Raw genomic sequence first — 18,236 nt, 5'->3', positions numbered from 1 at the left:
GGTTAAGGTTTCTTAAGAACCTGGTATATTCCGCATTTAAGATAGAGTGTTTCCGGATGAGATAGAAGAATGGGGTGATCTTTTGACTGATATCTTAATTCAACAAGACGTAAAATTTTATTTGCATCAACTGCTGCTGATTCTATAATTTGCTGGAATAGCGTGGGAGTTATATGATGGGAACAAGAACAAGTTATTAAGAATCCCCCATCCCTTAATATTTTCATGGCTCTCAAGTTTATCTCCTTGTACCCTTTTATAGCTCCCTCTAAGTTTTTCTGTGATTTTACGAAGGAAGGAGGATCTAGGATCACAACATCGAACGTTTTCCTGCTCTTATGGAATTTCCTCAATATATCAAAAGCGTTATCTTCTATAAATTCGATTTTATTTTCGAAACCATTGAGCTTGGCGTTTTCTTTAGCGAGCTCTATAGCTTTTTTCGAGGAATCAATAGCTACCACGTTTTTAGCTCCGTATTTAAGGGCATGTAGTGAAAAGCCCCCTGTATAGCAGAAGGCGTCTAGCACTTCTGCTCCTTCCACTAATCCCTTTAAGGCTTTTCTGTTTTCATTTTGATCAAGAAAATAGCCGGTTTTCTGCCCATTTTCAACATCTACTAATATTCTGAGGCCGTTTTCTTCTATTTCCAGTTGGGTTTCAAAAGGACCCTTCAGGAAGCCCTTAACTTGCGGTAAACCTTCCAATTCCCTTGTTGATATATCATTTCTCTCATATATGCCTCTCGGGTTAAAGATTTCGTTTAGAACATCTGCTATCTGTTCCTTAAATCTTTCTACTCCTAGGGTAAGAATTTGTAAGACCAGTATGTCCTTGAACTTGTCTACTATTAGTCCCGGTAGGAGGTCTGCCTCACTGAAAACAACTCTGAAAGAGTCTGAGTTGATGATCTTTTGTCTATATTCCCATGCGTTAACAATTCTATTTTTTAAAAAATCCCTGTTTATTTCTTCATCTTTTCTTGTTAAAATTCTTATAGTTATTTTGGACCTTGGGTTTATATATCCTTTTCCAAGAAAGCTTCTGTTAGCATTGTGTATGCTAACTATATCCCCAGGCGAAGGTTCTCCTTCTATTTTTAATATTTCGTTATCGTAAATCCATAAAAAACCTTTCCTTAGTTTTTGCTCTGCTTTTTCTGTAATTATAACTCTTTTTTTCATGTAAGCTATTTTATTTATGTTTATAAGGAAAGTCAAGGTTAGAGGGGGTGATGAGCATGTCAAAAAAGAGGGTTTTATTTGTATGTACTCATAATTCTGCCAGGTCTCAAATGGCGGAAGGTTTTCTTAATGCTATTTACGGGGATATTTATGAAGCTTATAGTGCTGGAACTAAACCATCCAGGGTTAATCCTTATGCTATAAAAGTCATGGCTGAAATTGGTATAGATATTTCTCATCATCGTTCTAAAGGTTTAGAGGAGTTTTTAGGGGAGGAGTTTGATTATGTTGTAACCGTATGTGATAGTGCCCGGGATTCTTGTCCATTTTTCCCAGGGGGTAAGGAATATATTCACAAGGGATTCGAAGATCCGTCGCAGGCTGTTGGGAGCGAAGAGGAGATTATTAATAAGTTTAGAGAGGTTCGTGATGATATAAAAAGATGGATAGAAAGCTTTTTCGCTGAGAAAGATAAGGGATAATTTTTATGGAGAGTTATGGATAAATTCAAGTCATCTTGTTAAAATAAACCCAAAGTGGAAGCTTTTGAAAGGAGTGAGGATAGTGGGATAGAAAAAAGGGAGTTAGAGCTAATGGAAGGGATTGAGGCTATTGAAAACAGGGATTGGAAACGAGCCAAGGATATATTATCATCATGGTCGGCACCTGATATTGCGGAGCTTTTTAGGGAGATCGATCCTAAAGATAGACCTCTAGCTTTAAGACTTTTGCCTCCAGATCTTCAAGCAGATGTTTTCTTTGAGCTTGATGGAAGCGTGCAGGAGTATATATTAAAGGCTTTACCTGATGAACACGTTAGGTCTATAGTTAACGAGCTTGATCCTGATGAGAGGACAAGAATTTTTGAACGTTTGTCTCCAAGGCTCTTAAGAAGGCTTTTGAATCTTCTCTCTGCTGAGGAAAGAAGGGAAGCGCTCCAGCTCTTAGGTTATCCGGAGAACAGCGTTGGTAGGTTGATGACACCTGATTATGTGGCTATTAAACGGGGTTGGACGGTAAGCAAAGCTTTGGAACATATTAGAGAGTGGGGAAAGGATTCGGAAACGATAGATATAGTTTATGTGGTAGATGATGGATGGCGTTTGCTCGACGATATACCCATAAGGAAGTTGCTTTTAGCAGATCCCAATCAGGTTGTTGAGTCTATAATGGACTTTGAGGTAGTTTCTATCACTGCTGATCAAGATCAGGAGGAAGCTATAAAGTTAGCAAGGAGATATAACTTAATAGCTTTACCCGTTACTGATTCAGAGGGGCACCTTTTAGGTATAGTTACTGTAGATGACTTATTAGATGTTATTCAGGAGGAGCATACTGAAGATTTTGTTAAATATTCTGCTATAGAAGCTCCTCCTGAGAGTATAGAGCTTTTGACAAATATAAAGGAAGCTCCTATAAAAAAGATATTGAGGAGTAGACTTACTTGGCTTATCATACTTCTGGTTATGGATTTTGTTACAGGTAGTATAATAAGCTCGTTTGAAGAGACTATAGCAAAATATATAGTTTTAGTCACCTTTCTCCCAGTTTTGGTAGATACCGCAGGTAATGCTGGTTCGCAAGCGGCTACGCTTGTTATAAGGGCTCTTGCTCTCGAAACGGTGCGTTTAAAAGACTGGTTGTATCTTTTTGGAAGAGAACTTGTGATTGCAAGTATATTAGGAATATTAATGGGTTTGGGAATTTCTGTAATGGGCATAATTAGGAGTGGAAGTTTAAAGGTATGTTTGGTTGTAGTTACTTCAATGATCATAAACGTTATAGCTGGTAGTCTTGTTGGGGTTTTATTACCCTTTATATTTGTCAAGTTTAAGAAGGATCCAGCTTCTGCAAGCACGCCTCTTATAACTACTCTTGCAGATATAATTGGTACAGGGGTATATCTTGGTGTGGCTAGTATAATACTTGGAGTGTGAGGTAAATAAAAACATAAAAAAATAAATGGGGGAGAGTGGAAATTAAATGGAGAAAAGGCATGAGAGGCACAGGAAGGTATTAGGGCCTGTTGAGGATTTAGAAGAGCACGTTCATCCTGATTGGTGGCGAAGAATATTTAACTCTATGTATTTAAAAACAGATGCTGATGTGGTGGAAGACAAGGCTATCACTAAAGCTGAAGTGGACCTCTTTTTAAGCATTTTAAACCTTTCTAAGGAGGACAAGATATTAGACCTTTGCTGTGGTCAAGGAAGACATTCTATTGAGCTGGCGAGGAGAGGATTCAAAAACGTAGAGGGGCTTGATCGCTCACACTATCTTATTCAGAAGGCCAAGGCGAGGGTTAAGAAGGAGGGCTTAAATGTAAAGTTTAGGGAAGGAGATGCTCGTAAGTTACCATATCAAGCAGATTCTTTTGATGTAGTCATGCTATTAGGTAATAGCTTTGGCTATTTTGAAACGGTTCAGGATGATATAAGAGTTTTAAAAGAGGTTTTTAAGGTCCTTAAGCCTCAAGGGCGCATTCTTATAGACGTAGCTGATGGTGAGTATTTGCGAGAGAATTTCCAAGCGAGGTCTTGGGAATGGATAGATAGAAAGCACTTTGTTTGTAGGGAGAGATCATTGTCTTGGGATAAGCAACGTTTGATCACTCGAGAGGTTATAACCCATGTTGAGAAAGGTGTTATAGCGGATCAATTTTATGCAGAAAGGCTCTATACACGTGAAAGTTTAAAGGAACTTCTTACTGCTGCCGGCTTTAGCGATGTAACTATTCATGGGGAGGTTAAATCTGTCTCTCAGCGGAATCAGGACTTAGGTATGATGGAACGTAGGATTATAGTAACTGCTGTAGCCAAAAAGGATTGGACGCCAGTTAAGAAGAAAAAGAAGGAGAAGATAGCTACTGTAGCCGTTATATTAGGGGATCCTCGTAAGGCTGATCCGTTAAAGCCCTTTGGTGTTTTCGATGATGATGATATATATACTATTAACAGAATGAAAGATGCTTTGAGGGAGCTTACTGAGTATAACTTTGTGTATCTTGATAATCATGATACCTTAATTTATGATCTATTAAGGCTTAAGAATAAGATTGATTTAGTTTTTAACTTGTGTGACGAGGGTTTCAATAACGACCCAAGAAAAGAGCTTCACATTCCGGCTCTTTTAGATATGCTTGAAATACCATATACAGGTGCTGGCCCTCAGTGTCTTGCTCATTGCTATGATAAATCTCTTGTGCGTGGTGTGGCCAAGGAGATGGGTATTCCTGTGCCGGAGGCCTTCCTTGTTAAACCTGAAGATACATCTTTTGAGATTCCTTTTGGGTTTCCAGTTATAGTTAAGCCTAACTTTGGTGATTCAAGTTTTGGTATAACTCAAAAGAGTGTGGTTAATGATATTGAAGGATTGATAAACGCTATATTGGATGTAAGAGAGAAGTTTGGGTATGATAAGCCTATATTAGTAGAGGAGTTTTTGACTGGGAGCGATTTAACTGTAGGTATAATAGGAAATGTTCCAGGAAACTATATTGTTTTGCCTATCACTGAAGAGGACTATTCCGTTCTCCCCCCAGAGCTTCCTCCTATTTGTGGATACGAGGCTAAGTGGTTGCCTGACTCCCCTTATTGGAAGATAAGGTCTATTCCTGCCAATCTTCCCGAGGAAACGGAGAAGTTTATAATAGAGTGTTGTTTAAAGCTTTTTGAAAGGTTGGAAGCGAGGGATTATTGTAGGTTTGATTGGAGACTTGACTCTCGGGGTGTGCCTAAGCTTTTAGAGGTAAATCCCAATCCTGGTTGGTGTTGGGATGGACATTTGGCTAAGATGGCTAAGATAGCAGGATTTTCTTATTCGGAGATGCTTAGGGCTATATTGGAGGCAGCAGAGCGCCGCTTAGGAATTCGTGCTATTAATGGTGAGCGAAAGAATGGGCTTATTGTAGCAAGGTGAGTTCTAATAGTGGATATACGATGGAAATACAAGTTAATAAGAGAGCTATTTTATTAATTGCTGTTTTAACTTCCTTTATTATTCCCTTTATGGTTTCTTCTATTAATATTGCTCTTCCAACTATAGGAAGAGAGTTTAAAATGGATGCAATTTTACTAAACTGGGTTGCTACTGCTTACATAATATCTTGTGCAGTTTTTACCGTTCCTTTTGGTAGAATAGCGGATATATACGGTAGAAGAAAAATTTTTTTAATGGGACTTTTATTTTATGCTGTTTTCTCTTTCCTATGTGGTACGCCCAAAGATCCATATTTTCTTATAGTTTTTCGTATTTTACAAGGTATAGGAGGAGCTATGATATTTGCTACTAACATAGCGATTTTAACCTCTGTTTTCCCTTCAAGAGAAAGAGGTAAAGTTTTAGGTATAAATGTGGCTTCCACATACTCCGGTATGTCTTTAGGCCCTTTCATTGGAGGGTATTTGACCTATTGCATTGGATGGAGAAGTATATTTTTTATTGGTTTCGCTTTAACCTTACTATCTGCTTTTCTCGCTTTTAGAAAAGTTAAAGGAGAATGGGCTGAAGCTAAGAATGAGAGCTTCGATAAGATGGGGTTCCTGCTTTATGCTTTTTTAATTGTATCTTTAATGAGTGGTTTTTCGCGAGTTCCAGATATTTCTGGATTTGCTTTGCTTGCCTTGGGGTGTGGAATCTTTATATTTTTTGTTCTGTGGGAGAGTAGAGTGAAATATCCTTTACTTGATATATCCCTTTTTAAAAGTAATAGGGTTTTTGCCTTTTCAAGCCTAGCTGCTTTAATTCACTATAGTGCAACCTTTGCTGTGACCTTCTTATTAAGTTTGTATTTGCAATACATAAAGGGATTAAATCCTCGTTTTGCTGGTTCTATAATTATATTTCAGCCTCTCATGATGGCTCTTTTTTCTCCCATTGCGGGTAGGCTTTCTGACAGAATTGAGCCGAGGATAATAGCATCTTTTGGAATGGGGATTACAGCTTTGGGAGTATTTTTGCTTAGTTTTTTAAAGGAGGGCACAGCTATAAACTATATAATAGTATCTCTTATAGTCCTGGGGTTTGGCTTTGCATTTTTTTCCTCCCCCAATACTAGTGCTATAATGGGTTCTGTTGAAAGGCGCTTTTATGGAGTAGCATCAGGAATGGTAGCCACTATGCGTCTTCTTGGTCAGATGTTTAGTATGGGAATAGTTATGCTTATATTTTCCATATATATAGGTAGAGTTCAGATTACTCCTGATAAATATCTTTCGTTTATTTTAAGCTTGAAGACTTCTTTTTTAGTATTTACTGTACTTTGTTTAGCTGCAATATCGGCTTCTCTTGCAAGGGGAAACTTAAGGGTTGATCAAAGATGTGATAGATAAGTATGGAAGGGGCAATACCGCTTTAATAGATTTTTAGTTTAATCTTCTTTTTCTCCTAGAGGATCAATATGTATTATAACTTTTGCTTCTTTAATTCCATTTTGTATAATGCGTTGTATCTTTAGTGCTATATCATGGGCTTCCTTTATAGTTATATTTCTATCTACTTCTATATGAAGGGTTATAACCTTGTTACTTGAATAATCGTGGACTGAAACGTCATGGTAGTCTATTACTCCTGGAGTAGAAGAGGTTGCTATCTTCACAAGCTCTAGTAGTTTCTTATCAGGTGTTTCTCCAATAAGAAAGCTTGATGAGCTTTTAACTATGTCTATCCCAATCCAACCTATGAGTATGGAGACTATTAATCCTATTATGCCGTCTATTTTAAGGAAGCTTAGCTTTGCCATTATTAAACCTATAGCTACTAAAAGCGTAGCTATAGCGTCGCTTCTATGATGCCAAGCGTCTGCAATTAAAGCTGTGGAGTTTATCTCTTTCCCAAGGTATGTGGAAAATCTAGCCATCCACTCTTTAAAGATGGCTGCAAGGATTAATATTAAAAGCACGTATGTATTAAATTCGGTTTTTTGTGGATGTAAGATTCTGTTAAGGGAGCTCTTTCCTAAGTCGTATGCTACTATGATTAGTATAAAGGCTATAAAAATTGCAGATATTTGTTCTATTCTTCCATGACCAAAAGGATGTTTCTCATCTGCGGGTTTATCCCCTAGTTTGAAGCCTAAGATTACTATTCCGGATGTTAAAACGTCGGAAAGAGAATGAAAAGCGTCCGCTATCAAAGATATACTGTTTAGATACATACCCGCTATTAACTTAAATAAAAATAAGATTGTATTCCCTATTATGCTAATCCATCCTTCAAGGTATCCTATAGATTTTCGTTCTTGTTTTTCCTTTGATAGAAGTTTATTTAAAAGCCATTGATTTAGCCCCATAATTAAATTTTATCATATGTATTCTTCAGCTATTTTGATAGCACAAAATGGGCCGCACATAGAACATCCCTTGTCATCATAAGGACGTTTAAAGTGTTTTTCTTTTGCTACGTTTCCAGCTAATGCGAGTTTGAACATCTTTTCCCAGTCGAAGTGTTTTCTCGCTAAGGCCATTTCTCTCTCTAATTCTAATGCTTTTGGATTTCTTCTAGCGACATCTGCAATTGTTGCTGCTATCTTTGAGGCTATTACTCCCTCCTTTACGTCTTCAACAGTTGGTAAAGAGATGTGTTCAGCCGGAGTAACATAGCATAGAAAATCTGCTCCAAAATATCCAGCTAATGCTCCACCTATGGCACAGGCTATATGGTCGTAACCCATGGCTCTATCTGTTGGAAGAGGACCAAGAAGAAAGATAGGAGCTTCTTTCCCAACTTTTTTCATTAGTCTAACGTTCATTTCTACTTCATTCAGGGGTATATGACCTGGTCCTTCTATCATTACTTGGACTCCCTTTTTTCTTGCTTCGTCTACAAGCTCTCCAAGGGTGAAAAGTTCTTCAAATTGTTGAGAGTCACTTGCATCTACTATTGCTCCTGGACGCATCCCATCTCCTAAACTCAGGGTGATATCATATTCTTTAGCTATATCTAAAAGCTCATCAAAGTGTTTGTAAAAGGGGTTTTCTTTGTTGTTCTTTATCATCCAACCAGCTATTATGCTTCCCCCTCTACTTACTATTTTCAAGATCCTCTTGGACTTTTTTATATACTCCAATAATCTCTTTGTAATGCCAACATGTATAGTCATAAAGTCTATTCCATCTTCAGCGTGAGTAATTACCATGTCTAAAAAGTCTTTTTCAGAGAAGTCCACTACATTTTTATTAAGTTCATAGCTTTTAACTGCAGAGTCATAAATAGGTACTGAGCCTACTGGTACGGGAGAGATTTCAACTATAGCTTTCCTAATCTCTCTTAGATTCCCCCAAGTTGAAAGAACCATTAAGGCATCTGCTCCGTATTCAATAGCTATTTTTGCTTTTTCTTTTTCTTCCTCAAGAGATGAGAATCCCTTTGATGTTCCTATATTTGCGTTTACCTTAACGCTAAAATTTTCTCCTACTATCATAGGCTTTTCAACCTTATGTAATTTGTTTTTGGGTATAACTGCCTTTCCTTGAGCAACTTTTTGGCAGACTAATTTTACGTCCACTTCCTCGTATTCTGCTACACTTTTCATTTCTTCAGATATTATTCCTCTTTTAGCCATTTCCATTTGTGTCATTTCCTGGACACCCTTTCGCTTATTATTTCTGCTATTCTCTTTCCGGATAAAATCATACCTCCAAATATTGGTCCCATTCTAGGTCCTCCATAGACTTCACACACAGCCATTCCTGAAACTAAGAGTCCTGGAAAAACCTCACCGGTTTTTTCAACGACAAACTTTTCAGCTTCATCTGCGTTCATTGGGAATTCGGTTTTCTTTTCCATAAGCCCTCGCTTTACAAGGAGAGATACAACGTTTGCTGGGTGTCCTGTTCCATCTACAACATAGGAAGCTTTAATAGTTATAGGGTCTACATGAAGCCCTAATTTTTTAACTGGTCCCCAGTTGACTACTACTCCGCAGATTTTACCATCTTTCATAGCTACGTCCTCAACGCTTACGTTGTTAAATAGAAGAGCTCCGGCTTTAGTTGTATGGTATATTAGGGCAGATGCAAAATGACAAGAGTCTACTACTATATGATCTTCGATAATCTTATATTTTACGTCAAGCTCTTTTAGGAAACTCTCAAGTTCTCTTTCTAAAACTACTTCATTAAACATTATTCCTCCTCCCCAAATTCCTCCTCCTGGTGTATTTCTTTCCTCGAATATTGCTACTTTAAAATTTTTCTTAGCAAGTTCATAAGATGCTACTAGACCGCTTGGACCTGCTCCCACTATAGCTACATCCAGCTCTAAGGAACTTACAAGCTTCTTAAAAAAACTCTCTAAAATAGCTTTTGATATGATTATGTCTCTCATTTTTTTCCCCTCCTTAAAAAATTTATCCCTCCGCCATACAGGCGGAGGGATTTTTTCTAAGATTTAACTTCCGTTTCCCTCCGCCGGCATTACCCGGATCAGGTTCAAGGGGTCGAGGACTTTACGTCCTCCTCTCAGCCCCTTAGTAGGAGCTCCCCCACGGAGTAACCTATTATAGTTTTCGTCTTCGATTAACATTATATCACACTTTATCTTCATGTTCAATTTTAAGTTTTTCGCTTGACTAGATTTTATATAGGATATATACTATATGATAGGTGGTGAGAAGGTGTGATAGTTTATAAAACTAAGGTAGAAGCTGTTTATGAAAAGCTTAGAGAGAATATCGTAAGCGGTGTTTACAAGCCAGGAGAACGTTTAGTAATTGGGAAGATCGCTCAGGAATTAGGGGTCAGTGAAACTCCAATTAGGGAAGCCTTAAGGATTCTTGAAAGAGAAGGATTAGTTGAAATTCGTTCACATGTAGGTCCAGTAGTTAGAGGGGTCGAAGATGTTGACATCATGGAGTCCTATATCATAAGAGGAGTGCTTGAGGGATTTGCTGCGAGAGAAGGTGTTGATCGCTTTACTGAAAAGGATTTTAAGAGATTAGAGGAGCTTTTAGGGGAGATGCGTAAAGCCCTGGAGAACAAAGATTATGTAAGATACGGAAACCTTAATAAGGAATTTCATGCTTATATATGTTCGTTAAATCCTTATAAAAAGCTTTATGAATTGATTATGGAGCTTTGGAATAGGTGGGAAAGGACTCGTGCAGTATTTATGCTTTCTCCAGATAGGGGGGAGGAGTCTTTGTTGGAGCATGAAAAGATCGTCGAGTTAATAAAAAATAAGAAAAAGGAAGAATTGGAGACTTTTATAAGGGAGCATCGTAAAAGGGCTGCAGAAAGTTTTATAAAGGCCTTGAAGGAGTCTAAGTTTAAATAAAATTTTTCTGTTTTAAAGGAGGGGAAGAGCATGGGGGGCAAAAGGTTGGCAGGGATTTTAATGGTGCTAGCGTTAATTATTTCTTTTTCTTTAGGTAAAGCTGTAGCTGCAAGTGGGAGCAAAAAGTATATCAGTATCGGAACAGCAAGCGTTGGAGGAGCTTATTTTTCTTTGGGACAGAGTATTGCTAATATAGTTAATAAGTATGTTAAGGATGTAGAGATGGTTGCAGAGGTAACAGGGGGATCGGTTGAAAATCCCAGGTTGGTTTCTCAGGGAGATGTAGAATTTGGTCTTACTAATGCCAATTTAGCTTACTTTGGTGTTATGGGTATGCCTCCTTATAAGGACAAACTTAAGATAAGTGCTGTAGCTTCGCTTCATCCGAGTGTTTTTCACATTATAACGTTGGGAAATTCTCCTATAAACGCTGTTTCTGACTTTAAAGGTAAAAGGATTGCCGTTGGACCAGCTGGGGGTGGAACTATTCCTGTTTTAGAGGTTGTTCTTGAAGAGTATGGTCTTAGTATTAAAGATATATTGCCGAGTTATCTTTCGTATAGTGACGGTTTTATGAATTTAGCTGATGGAAATGTTGATATAGCATTGGCTTTGTCTGGTTATCCTGCCTCTGCTGTTTTAGAGTTAACTGCTAATAAGAGAATAAAATTTATAAACATTGAGGATGATAAAATGGCCAACATTATGAAGAAGCATCCTTACTATTCAAAGATAGTTGTTCCTAAGGATGTTTATAAGCTTGAGAAAGATGCTGTTGCTATAGGGATAAGAAACGTTCTTATAGTAAGATCTGATGTAGATGAGATCCTAGTATATCAAATAACAAAGGCTATTTTTGATAACTTGGAAGAGCTTAGAAATATGAATGCCATTGCCAAACAGATAGATTTAGAGGAGGCTTCTAAGGTGCCAATCCCTCTCCATCCTGGAGCTAAAAGGTACTTCGATGAAAGATCTAGAAAATAGGGGGGGAGACAGATGTTTGTAGATGATGGAATTTTAGAAGGGATGATCGATCTCCATATTCATGTAGGGCCTGATTATGTTCCTCGTTATGGAGATAGCCTTAGGCTTGCAAAAGAGGCGGATTCTAGGGGAATGAAAGCCATAGTTGTTAAAAAGCATTTAGCTTCTACGGTAGGAGATGCCCATGTTGCAAATCAGCTTGGATTGAAGGTTAAAGTGTTTGGAGGCATAGCGTTAAATGGCCCTACGGGAGGGTTAAATGTAAGAACTGTTATAGCTACTCTTAAGTCTGGTGGAAAGGTAATCTGGTTGCCTACCACTGATGCAGAATATGGTATCAGGAAAGCTGAGAGGGGACACTGGATAAAAGCATATGTTAACACTTCTTCTTTCGGTAAAAAGATAGAGCCGATATCCATATTAGATGATAGAGGGAAATTAAAGGAGGAGGTTCACGAGATCCTAAGAGCTTGTAAGGAATATGATGCTATCTTAGCGTCAGGACATGTATCCCCTCAAGAGTGTCTTGCTTTGGCTAAAGAGAGCAAAGCCATAGGCTATAGCAAGCTTGAGATAACACATCCTAATGCTTGGACGGAAGACTTTACCTTGGATGTTTTAAGGGAACTCGTTTCTCTCGGGGCTACCTTAACGCTCTCTTACGGTGTTTGTTCCTCTTATAATGGTAAACAGGATCCCAGTGAAATAGTAAAAATAATAAAGGAAGTTGGAGCACAGAATTGCATTTTAATCACAGACTATGGTCAAGTGTACAGCCCATCTCCTGTGGAAGGGTTGAGAGCGTATTGTTATCTTCTTCTAAGGTATGGTGTTACCCAGAAGGAGTTAGATATGATGACAAAAGATAATCCATCAAAGTTGCTTAGTCTTTAGAGGGGTTTTAAATGAAAAAGATAATTTTTGTAGCAGCTATTTTAACTTCCCTTATTCATCTAGTAAATGTGTCTGGAATTGTTTCGTTTTCTGCAATGACAATTAGGACATTTCATCTGATGATGATGTTGTTTATATGTTTTTGGAGTTTCCTTGAAAGATCTCAGCAATGGAGTAAGCTAAATCGCTTTATTAGATCCCTAGAGGCAGTCTTAGCTTTAATAAGCGGGGTTTATATCTTGGTGAGGTGGGAAAGTATAACATCAAGTGGAGGAGTTACTACTAAACTTGATATCTTGGTGGGGATTCTGGCAATTTTTTTAGTATTAGAAGCTACGCGCAGGGCAACAGGTTTTGCTTTAGCTATAATAAGTGGACTATTTTTAGTTTATCCTTTTATAGCTCCATATCTTCCGTCTATTTTAAAAGGTAAAGGTTACACTTTAAGCAGAGTTACAGCCTTTTTATTTACTTCAACCGAGGGATTGTTTGGGATACCAATAGGGGTATCTTCAACCTATATTATACTATTTTGCATATATGGAGCTTTTCTAAGCGAGTTTGGGGCAAGCGAATTTCTTTATAAGTTTGCGCTGTCCATTACTAAAAACGTTACTGCGGCTGCTGCGAAAACGTCAATTATTTTTAGCGCTTTGGTAGGTATGATTTCTGGATCTGCAGCTGGGAATGTGGCTATAACAGGAAGCTTAACTATTCCTATGATGATAAGGGAAGGCTATGAACCTGTGAAGGCTGGTGCTATATCTGCGGTAGCAGCAACAGGAGGACAAATAATGCCTCCTATAATGGGAGCTGCTGCCTTTATCATGGCTGAAATTATAGGTAAACCTTATGTTCATATCATGAGAGCTGCTGTTTTACCTGCTATTTTGTATTTTCTTTCGATATTTATCATAGTTCATTTGGAGGCCAAGAGAATAAGGTTCAAAGTACATGAGAAAGAGGAAGTTTCCTTTTATAGAGTGATGAAGGAAGGATGGTATTTTATTATACCTATAGTCGTTCTAACTTATATGCTTGTGATAGGCTTTTCTCCATTCAAAGCTGCATATTATTCTATTTTGTCTCTTCTCATTGTTCATATAGTTTCAAAACATAAGGTAGATAAAGATCTTGTTTTCAAGATTTTAAATGCTTTGGAGAAGGGAGCACGAGATACTGTACCGATAGCAATTGCATGTGCAGCTTCTGGTATTATAGTAGGGGTCTTATCTTTAACTGGTTTGGGAGTAAGAGTTTCTTCTCTGATTTTTGTTTTTTCATGGGGTAATAAGTTATTAGCTCTTATTTGGACTATGGTATTTTCCATAATCTTAGGGATGGGGCTTCCTACAACTGCTGCTTACCTTATACTTGCTTCAGTTGTAGCTCCGACCCTTGTGAAGATGGGAGTTTCATTATTGGCTGCTCATATGTTTGTGTTTTTCTTTGGATGTATATCAACCATAACTCCGCCAGTTGCCTTAGCTTCATATGTTGCTGCCAGTATTGCGAAGGCAGACTTAAATAAAGTGGGTTGGACAGCTTTTAAATATGGTTTGGTTAGCTTTGTGTTACCCTTTATGTTTGTTTATGGTTCGACTTTGCTTTTAGAAGGTACGTTGTTTAATATTTTGTTTTCTATTGTTTTTTCCATAATAGGGGTTTTAGCTATCGCTGCAAGTATAGTTGGTTATTTTAAAGGTGATCTTAAGTTATGGCAAAGATTTCTTCTTTTTGGGGCGGGAATGTTATTGATCAAGGAAGGGTTATTTACTGATTTAGTAGGTTTGCTTATAGTATCATTTATATATGTTCTAAAACCTAAAACTAAGGAGGGAATTTCATGAAAGCAGTTCATGGCTATAGGTCTGAAAATTGGTGGGTTAGTCCTTATAATTTTAAGAATGAAATTAGGAAAAGGTGGAATCTTCCTTCTACTATCCAGATTCATGATGCTACACTACGTGATGGGGAACAAACTCCAGGTGTGGTCTTGAGAAAGGATGAGAAGGTCAAAATCGCTGTAAAACTTAGTGAAGTTGGTATACACAGGATTGAAGCAGGAATGCCTGTGGTCTCGACCGAGGACAGAGAGGCAATAAAGGAGATAAGAAAGATGAGACTTCCGTCGAAAATCTTTGGCTTTGTTAGAGCTAGAGAGGAAGATATAGTAGCTGCAGCTGATTGTGAAGTGGATGGTATTATAATCGAAGTTCCTATAAGTAAGCCAAAACTTGAGTATCAGTTTAATTGGCCTGTGGAAAGAGCTATAGAGGAGAGTGTGAAATCTATAAGCAAAGCTAAAGAAATGGGACTATATACAGTTTTCTTCCCCTTTGATACTACGAGAGCAGAAGAGGAAGATCTTGTCAAATTGTTGACCGAGTTAAAAAAGGTTAATATTCTTCCGGATTCGATAGCGGTTGTTGATACTATGGGGTGTGCTCTTCCTGAATCTATGGAGTATATTGTTACTCTGATAAAATCACTCTGGGATGTACCTGTTGAAGTTCACACTCATAACGATTTTGGTTTAGCTGTAGCTAATAGCATTGCCGCTTTAAAGGCGGGAGCGGAAGTTATCCATTGTTGCGTTAATGGAATGGGGGAAAGAACTGGTAACTGTAGCACTGAAGAAGTAGTTACAGTTATAACTCTCCTTATGGGAATAGACATAGGTATAGACCTTTCAAAGCTTCAGGAGCTTTCTGATTTGGTCAGGGAGACTACAGGTTTTGCTATCCCACCTAATAAGCCTATAGTGGGAGCTGAGATATTTAGTAGGGAGTCTGGGATAGGGGCGGACGTTATATTTAAGGCTCCCCTTGCTATGTTTGCCTTAAATCCGGCCTTTTTGAAAAAGAGTCCTAAACTTCTTTTGGGTAAGAAGAGTGGAATGGCTTCTATTAACTTTAAATTAAAAGAATACGGTATAGAGCTTGATGAGGATAAGAAGAGATTACTGTTAGAGGATGTTAAAAGGGCTGGTATAGAAAAGAAAAGGAGTTTAACAGATGAGGAATTCTTAATTTTAGTTGAAAAGTATAGAGGTTAAGGAGTAAATTTAATTCAAGAAGCCGTTTGTTTTTAGAAGTTGCTTTGCTAAAATAGTATAAAAGTTGGTTTGTTTATCTTGTGTTGTAAAAGAGGTGCTCTTTTGGTTTTAAAGAGTAAGGATCTTTGGTTATTATACCTAAAGCTTTTTCTTACTGTTTTTGTTTGGGGTATGTCATTTGTAGCTACCAAATACTTAATTCCTCATATAGCTCCTATTTCGGTTGTTTTCTCTCGCGTTTTAATCGGATTAATGGTGTTAGGTATATTGCTTAGAAAAAGGAACGTGTCCTTAAGAGTCTCAAAGTCCGTTATTCCTTGGTTTTTATTTTTTGGAGTTATAGCGATATACATGCACTTATGGGTTCAAGCTTATGCTCTTTACTCTTCTAAAGCTTCAACTGCTACCTGGATAGTAGCCACAACTCCAATATTCATTGCTATATTGAGTAGGTTCTTGCTTAAGGAAAATCTTTCTTATTTAAAGATCTTAGGAATAGCTATTTCCTTTTTTGGAGTTTTAGTTGTAGTGAGCGAGGGAGATATTAGCTTAGTCTTAAAGCAGGGTATAAGCACGGTAGGAGACATTATAATTCTGGTTACATCTTTTAATTGGGCCTTTTTCTCTGTTATTTCAAGGCTTTTCCTTCATAGGCATAGGGAGATTCCTCAGCTTGTAAGTATCTTTTATACTGTGCTTTTTGGTTTTATTTTAATAGGTATTACCTTTATCCTGAAGGGATATTTTAATGATCTAATTATCGTTTTAAGAGATTTTAAGCTCTTAGTTGCAGTGCTTTTCTTGGGGCTTCTGAGTACGGGTCTTGCTTATGCTTTTTGGTATGATGCTTTAGATGCTTTAGAGGCCTCGAAAGTAGGGGTTTTTATGAACATACAGCCTGTAGTAGGCATGGTAGCAGCTTCAATTGTTTTAGGAGAGGAAATGAGTTTTTCTCTGATATTTGGTGGAATTTTAATATTAATAGGGGTTTACTTCGTTAATAAGACTAATAGAGCTTTGAAATAAAAAAAGTGGCAGCCCCTGCGGGATTTGAACCCGCGTCGTCGGACTGAGAACCCGACATCCTAGGCCGCTAGACGAAGGGGCCACCTCTACCTTTTCCGTTATGTGGCTGGGGAAGGAGGACTCGAACCTCCACAGCGGGATCCAGAGTCCCGTGTCCTGCCAATTAGACGATTCCCCAGCGTTTTAGTCTTTCAACTACTATATCTTTATTAAGAGTCTCCATTACTTCAAAGAGAGGAGGAGTAACTTTTTTCCCACTTATAGCTACCCTTATGGCTTGGGCAAGTTCCTTTAATTTTATACCCTTTTCTTCTGCAAAGCTTTTAAGACAAGTTTCTATACTTGAAGCATCGAAAGATTGAATTTTTTCTAATCTCTCGGCAACCTCTAAAAGTAACTTTTCTTTGCCTTTTATCTCCTGACTGACAAAGATTTTATCATAGGTTGGTTCTTTTTGCAAGAAGTAATCGCTAAAATTAACCACGTCTATAAGGGTTTTACAACGCTCTTTTACCAAATCTATGACTTTTATAAGATATCCCTTATCAATATTTTCCTCTTTGATCCATCCCTTGTTTTCCCAAAATGGTAAAACAAGCTCAAGTAGCTTTTCTCCAGGGGTACTTTTTATATATTGGGCATTCATCCATTCGAGCTTCTTTATATCAAACACCGCACCTCTTTTTATAACTCGCTCAAGGGAGAAAAGGTTAATTAACTCTTCACGGGAAAATATCTCTTGATCGAAACCCGGGCTCCACCCCAGTAAGGCTAAATAGTTGAAGAAGGCATCAGGAAGAAACCCTAGATTTTTATACTCAGCTACAGAGGTAGCACCATGTCTTTTACTTAGTTTGGATTTGTCTGGTCCCAATATCATTGGTAAATGAGCAAATTTTGGAATCTCCCAGCCAAAAGCTTGGTAGATTAAGATTTGTTTAGGCGTGTTAGCTATATGGTCTTCACCGCGTATCACGTGAGTTATGCCCATATCATGGTCGTCCACCACAACAGCAAAATTATAGGTTGGAGTACCATCTGACTTAATCATAACGATGTCTTTAAGGGTCTCATTTTTAATTTTTATCTCTCCCCAAACTATATCATTAAAGCTTGTTTCACCGGGAGGGACCTTAAATATAAGAGCTCCGTTTTCCTCATAACCTTTGCCATCGCTAACAAGCTTTTCAGCGTATTTTCTATATATATCTAATCTTTCGCTTTGTCTGTATGGTCCCTCATCCCATTCTAAGCCAAGCCAAAGCAATCCTTGAAGTATGGTTTCCTCTGCTTCTTTAGTTGATCTTTGAAAATCACTATCCTCTATTCTCAAAATAAAAACGCCCTTCTTATTTCTGGCAAAAAGCCAGTTAAAGAGGGCAGTTCTTGCACCTCCTACATGGAGGGCACCTGTTGGGCTTGGGGCAAATCTGACTCTTACCACTATCCTAATTTCCTCCCTACTTTATTAAGTTTTTTCTCGCACTCTATGCATCTTTCGGCAAAGGGAACGACCTCTAACCTTTCCTCGCTTATCTCCTTTCCACAATCTACGCATAATCCGTAAGTCCCTTTTTCAAATCTCTTCAAGGCCTTTTCAACCCTTTTCAAAGTTTTTTCAGCTTCTTCCTTTTCCCTGAATAAAGAATCCATTTCATTCATATAATTTGCTACATCTACCTCTTCTGAGCCTGCATATCGAGGACCTTCTCCCTCTATTACCTTTAGTCTCGTTTTAAGTGTTTCTCGTATTTCTTCAAGGTGTTTTTTAAAGCGTGACAGATCTCTCATCTTTTCACCCCTTGTTATTATAA

16 protein-coding genes, 2 tRNA genes and 1 riboswitch are annotated in these 18,236 nt (G+C 37.9%); of the genes, 10 read left to right on the top strand and 8 right to left on the bottom strand.

Going from position 1 to position 18,236, the window contains the following annotated elements; genetic code table 11:
* Positions 1–2: 2 nt before the first annotated feature.
* Positions 3–1,184: a class I SAM-dependent rRNA methyltransferase gene (locus NZ900_04380; GenBank protein ID MCS7233327.1), complete on the bottom strand. Its 1,182-nt coding sequence runs from the start codon at positions 1,182–1,184 to the stop codon at positions 3–5.
* Positions 1,185–1,240: 56 nt separating this feature from the next.
* Here NZ900_04380 and NZ900_04375 point away from each other — a divergent pair, with 56 nt between their 5' ends.
* The 4 genes from NZ900_04375 to NZ900_04360 all read left to right on the top strand — a co-directional run bounded on the left by NZ900_04375 (position 1,241) and on the right by NZ900_04360 (position 6,514).
* Positions 1,241–1,666 carry an arsenate reductase ArsC gene (locus tag NZ900_04375; GenBank protein MCS7233326.1) on the top strand — a complete coding sequence of 142 codons (426 nt, stop codon included), beginning with the start codon at positions 1,241–1,243 and terminating at the stop codon, positions 1,664–1,666.
* Between the two features lie 111 nt (positions 1,667–1,777).
* On the top strand, positions 1,778–3,121 hold the full coding sequence (gene mgtE / locus NZ900_04370) for a magnesium transporter (protein MCS7233325.1): 1,344 nt from the start codon (positions 1,778–1,780) through the stop codon (positions 3,119–3,121).
* A 46-nt stretch (positions 3,122–3,167) separates the two neighbouring features.
* Entirely contained in the window at positions 3,168–5,102 is a 1,935-nt protein-coding gene (locus NZ900_04365) for a methyltransferase domain-containing protein (GenBank protein MCS7233324.1), read from the top strand.
* Positions 5,103–5,122: 20 nt separating this feature from the next.
* Positions 5,123–6,514: an MFS transporter gene (locus NZ900_04360; GenBank protein ID MCS7233323.1), complete on the top strand. Its 1,392-nt coding sequence runs from the start codon at positions 5,123–5,125 to the stop codon at positions 6,512–6,514.
* A 38-nt stretch (positions 6,515–6,552) separates the two neighbouring features.
* On the opposite strand, the gene NZ900_04355 is transcribed toward NZ900_04360, so the two are convergent.
* From NZ900_04355 to NZ900_04345, 3 genes are read right to left on the bottom strand one after another with little or no spacing between them, the layout of a single operon-like run.
* Positions 6,553–7,473: a cation diffusion facilitator family transporter gene (locus NZ900_04355; GenBank protein ID MCS7233322.1), complete on the bottom strand. Its 921-nt coding sequence runs from the start codon at positions 7,471–7,473 to the stop codon at positions 6,553–6,555.
* A gap of 12 nt (positions 7,474–7,485) precedes the next feature.
* Positions 7,486–8,760: a phosphomethylpyrimidine synthase ThiC gene (thiC, locus tag NZ900_04350; GenBank protein ID MCS7233321.1), complete on the bottom strand. Its 1,275-nt coding sequence runs from the start codon at positions 8,758–8,760 to the stop codon at positions 7,486–7,488.
* Entirely contained in the window at positions 8,757–9,509 is a 753-nt protein-coding gene (locus NZ900_04345) for a sulfide-dependent adenosine diphosphate thiazole synthase (GenBank protein MCS7233320.1), read from the bottom strand. The genes thiC and NZ900_04345 overlap by 4 nt, the downstream gene beginning before the upstream one ends.
* Positions 9,510–9,566: 57 nt before the next feature.
* Positions 9,567–9,678, bottom strand: a riboswitch (TPP riboswitch).
* 122 nt (positions 9,679–9,800) lie between these two features.
* Here NZ900_04345 and NZ900_04340 point away from each other — a divergent pair.
* From NZ900_04340 to NZ900_04315, 6 genes are all read left to right on the top strand, one after another.
* A complete protein-coding gene (locus NZ900_04340) occupies positions 9,801–10,457 on the top strand; it encodes a GntR family transcriptional regulator (protein MCS7233319.1) in 657 nt (218 codons plus the stop codon).
* A gap of 30 nt (positions 10,458–10,487) precedes the next feature.
* Positions 10,488–11,444 carry a TAXI family TRAP transporter solute-binding subunit gene (locus NZ900_04335; GenBank protein ID MCS7233318.1) on the top strand — a complete coding sequence of 319 codons (957 nt, stop codon included), beginning with the start codon at positions 10,488–10,490 and terminating at the stop codon, positions 11,442–11,444.
* A 12-nt stretch (positions 11,445–11,456) separates the two neighbouring features.
* The gene (locus NZ900_04330) at positions 11,457–12,338 is read left to right on the top strand and encodes a DUF6282 family protein (protein ID MCS7233317.1); all 882 of its coding nucleotides are present in this window, start codon (positions 11,457–11,459) and stop codon (positions 12,336–12,338) included.
* 11 nt (positions 12,339–12,349) lie between these two features.
* Complete coding sequence (locus NZ900_04325; GenBank protein MCS7233316.1) at positions 12,350–14,188, top strand: TRAP transporter permease; 1,839 nt, start codon at positions 12,350–12,352, stop codon at positions 14,186–14,188.
* Positions 14,185–15,396, top strand: coding sequence for a 2-isopropylmalate synthase (locus tag NZ900_04320; protein MCS7233315.1), 1,212 nt, complete (start codon positions 14,185–14,187; stop codon positions 15,394–15,396). Before NZ900_04325 ends, NZ900_04320 begins: the two co-directional genes overlap by 4 nt.
* A 102-nt stretch (positions 15,397–15,498) precedes the next feature.
* Entirely contained in the window at positions 15,499–16,422 is a 924-nt protein-coding gene (locus NZ900_04315) for a DMT family transporter (GenBank protein ID MCS7233314.1), read from the top strand.
* 6 nt (positions 16,423–16,428) lie between these two features.
* On the opposite strand, the gene NZ900_04310 is transcribed toward NZ900_04315, so the two are convergent.
* The 4 genes from NZ900_04310 to NZ900_04295 all read right to left on the bottom strand — a co-directional run bounded on the left by NZ900_04310 (position 16,429) and on the right by NZ900_04295 (position 18,213).
* Positions 16,429–16,504, bottom strand: a tRNA-Glu gene (locus NZ900_04310).
* Positions 16,505–16,525: 21 nt separating this feature from the next.
* Positions 16,526–16,600: transfer RNA gene (locus NZ900_04305), tRNA-Gln, on the bottom strand.
* Positions 16,586–17,875 carry a glutamate--tRNA ligase gene (gene gltX, locus NZ900_04300; GenBank protein ID MCS7233313.1) on the bottom strand — a complete coding sequence of 430 codons (1,290 nt, stop codon included), beginning with the start codon at positions 17,873–17,875 and terminating at the stop codon, positions 16,586–16,588. The genes NZ900_04305 and gltX overlap by 15 nt, the downstream gene beginning before the upstream one ends.
* Positions 17,866–18,213, bottom strand: coding sequence for a TraR/DksA C4-type zinc finger protein (locus NZ900_04295; GenBank protein ID MCS7233312.1), 348 nt, complete (start codon positions 18,211–18,213; stop codon positions 17,866–17,868). Before NZ900_04295 ends, gltX begins: the two co-directional genes overlap by 10 nt.
* Positions 18,214–18,236: the final 23 nt, after the last annotated feature.

It is taken from the genome of Synergistota bacterium, assembly GCA_025060595.1.
Classification (GTDB): domain Bacteria; phylum Synergistota; class GBS-1; order GBS-1; family GBS-1; genus 42-11.
This window is presented reverse-complemented; position numbering and strand designations above follow the sequence as displayed.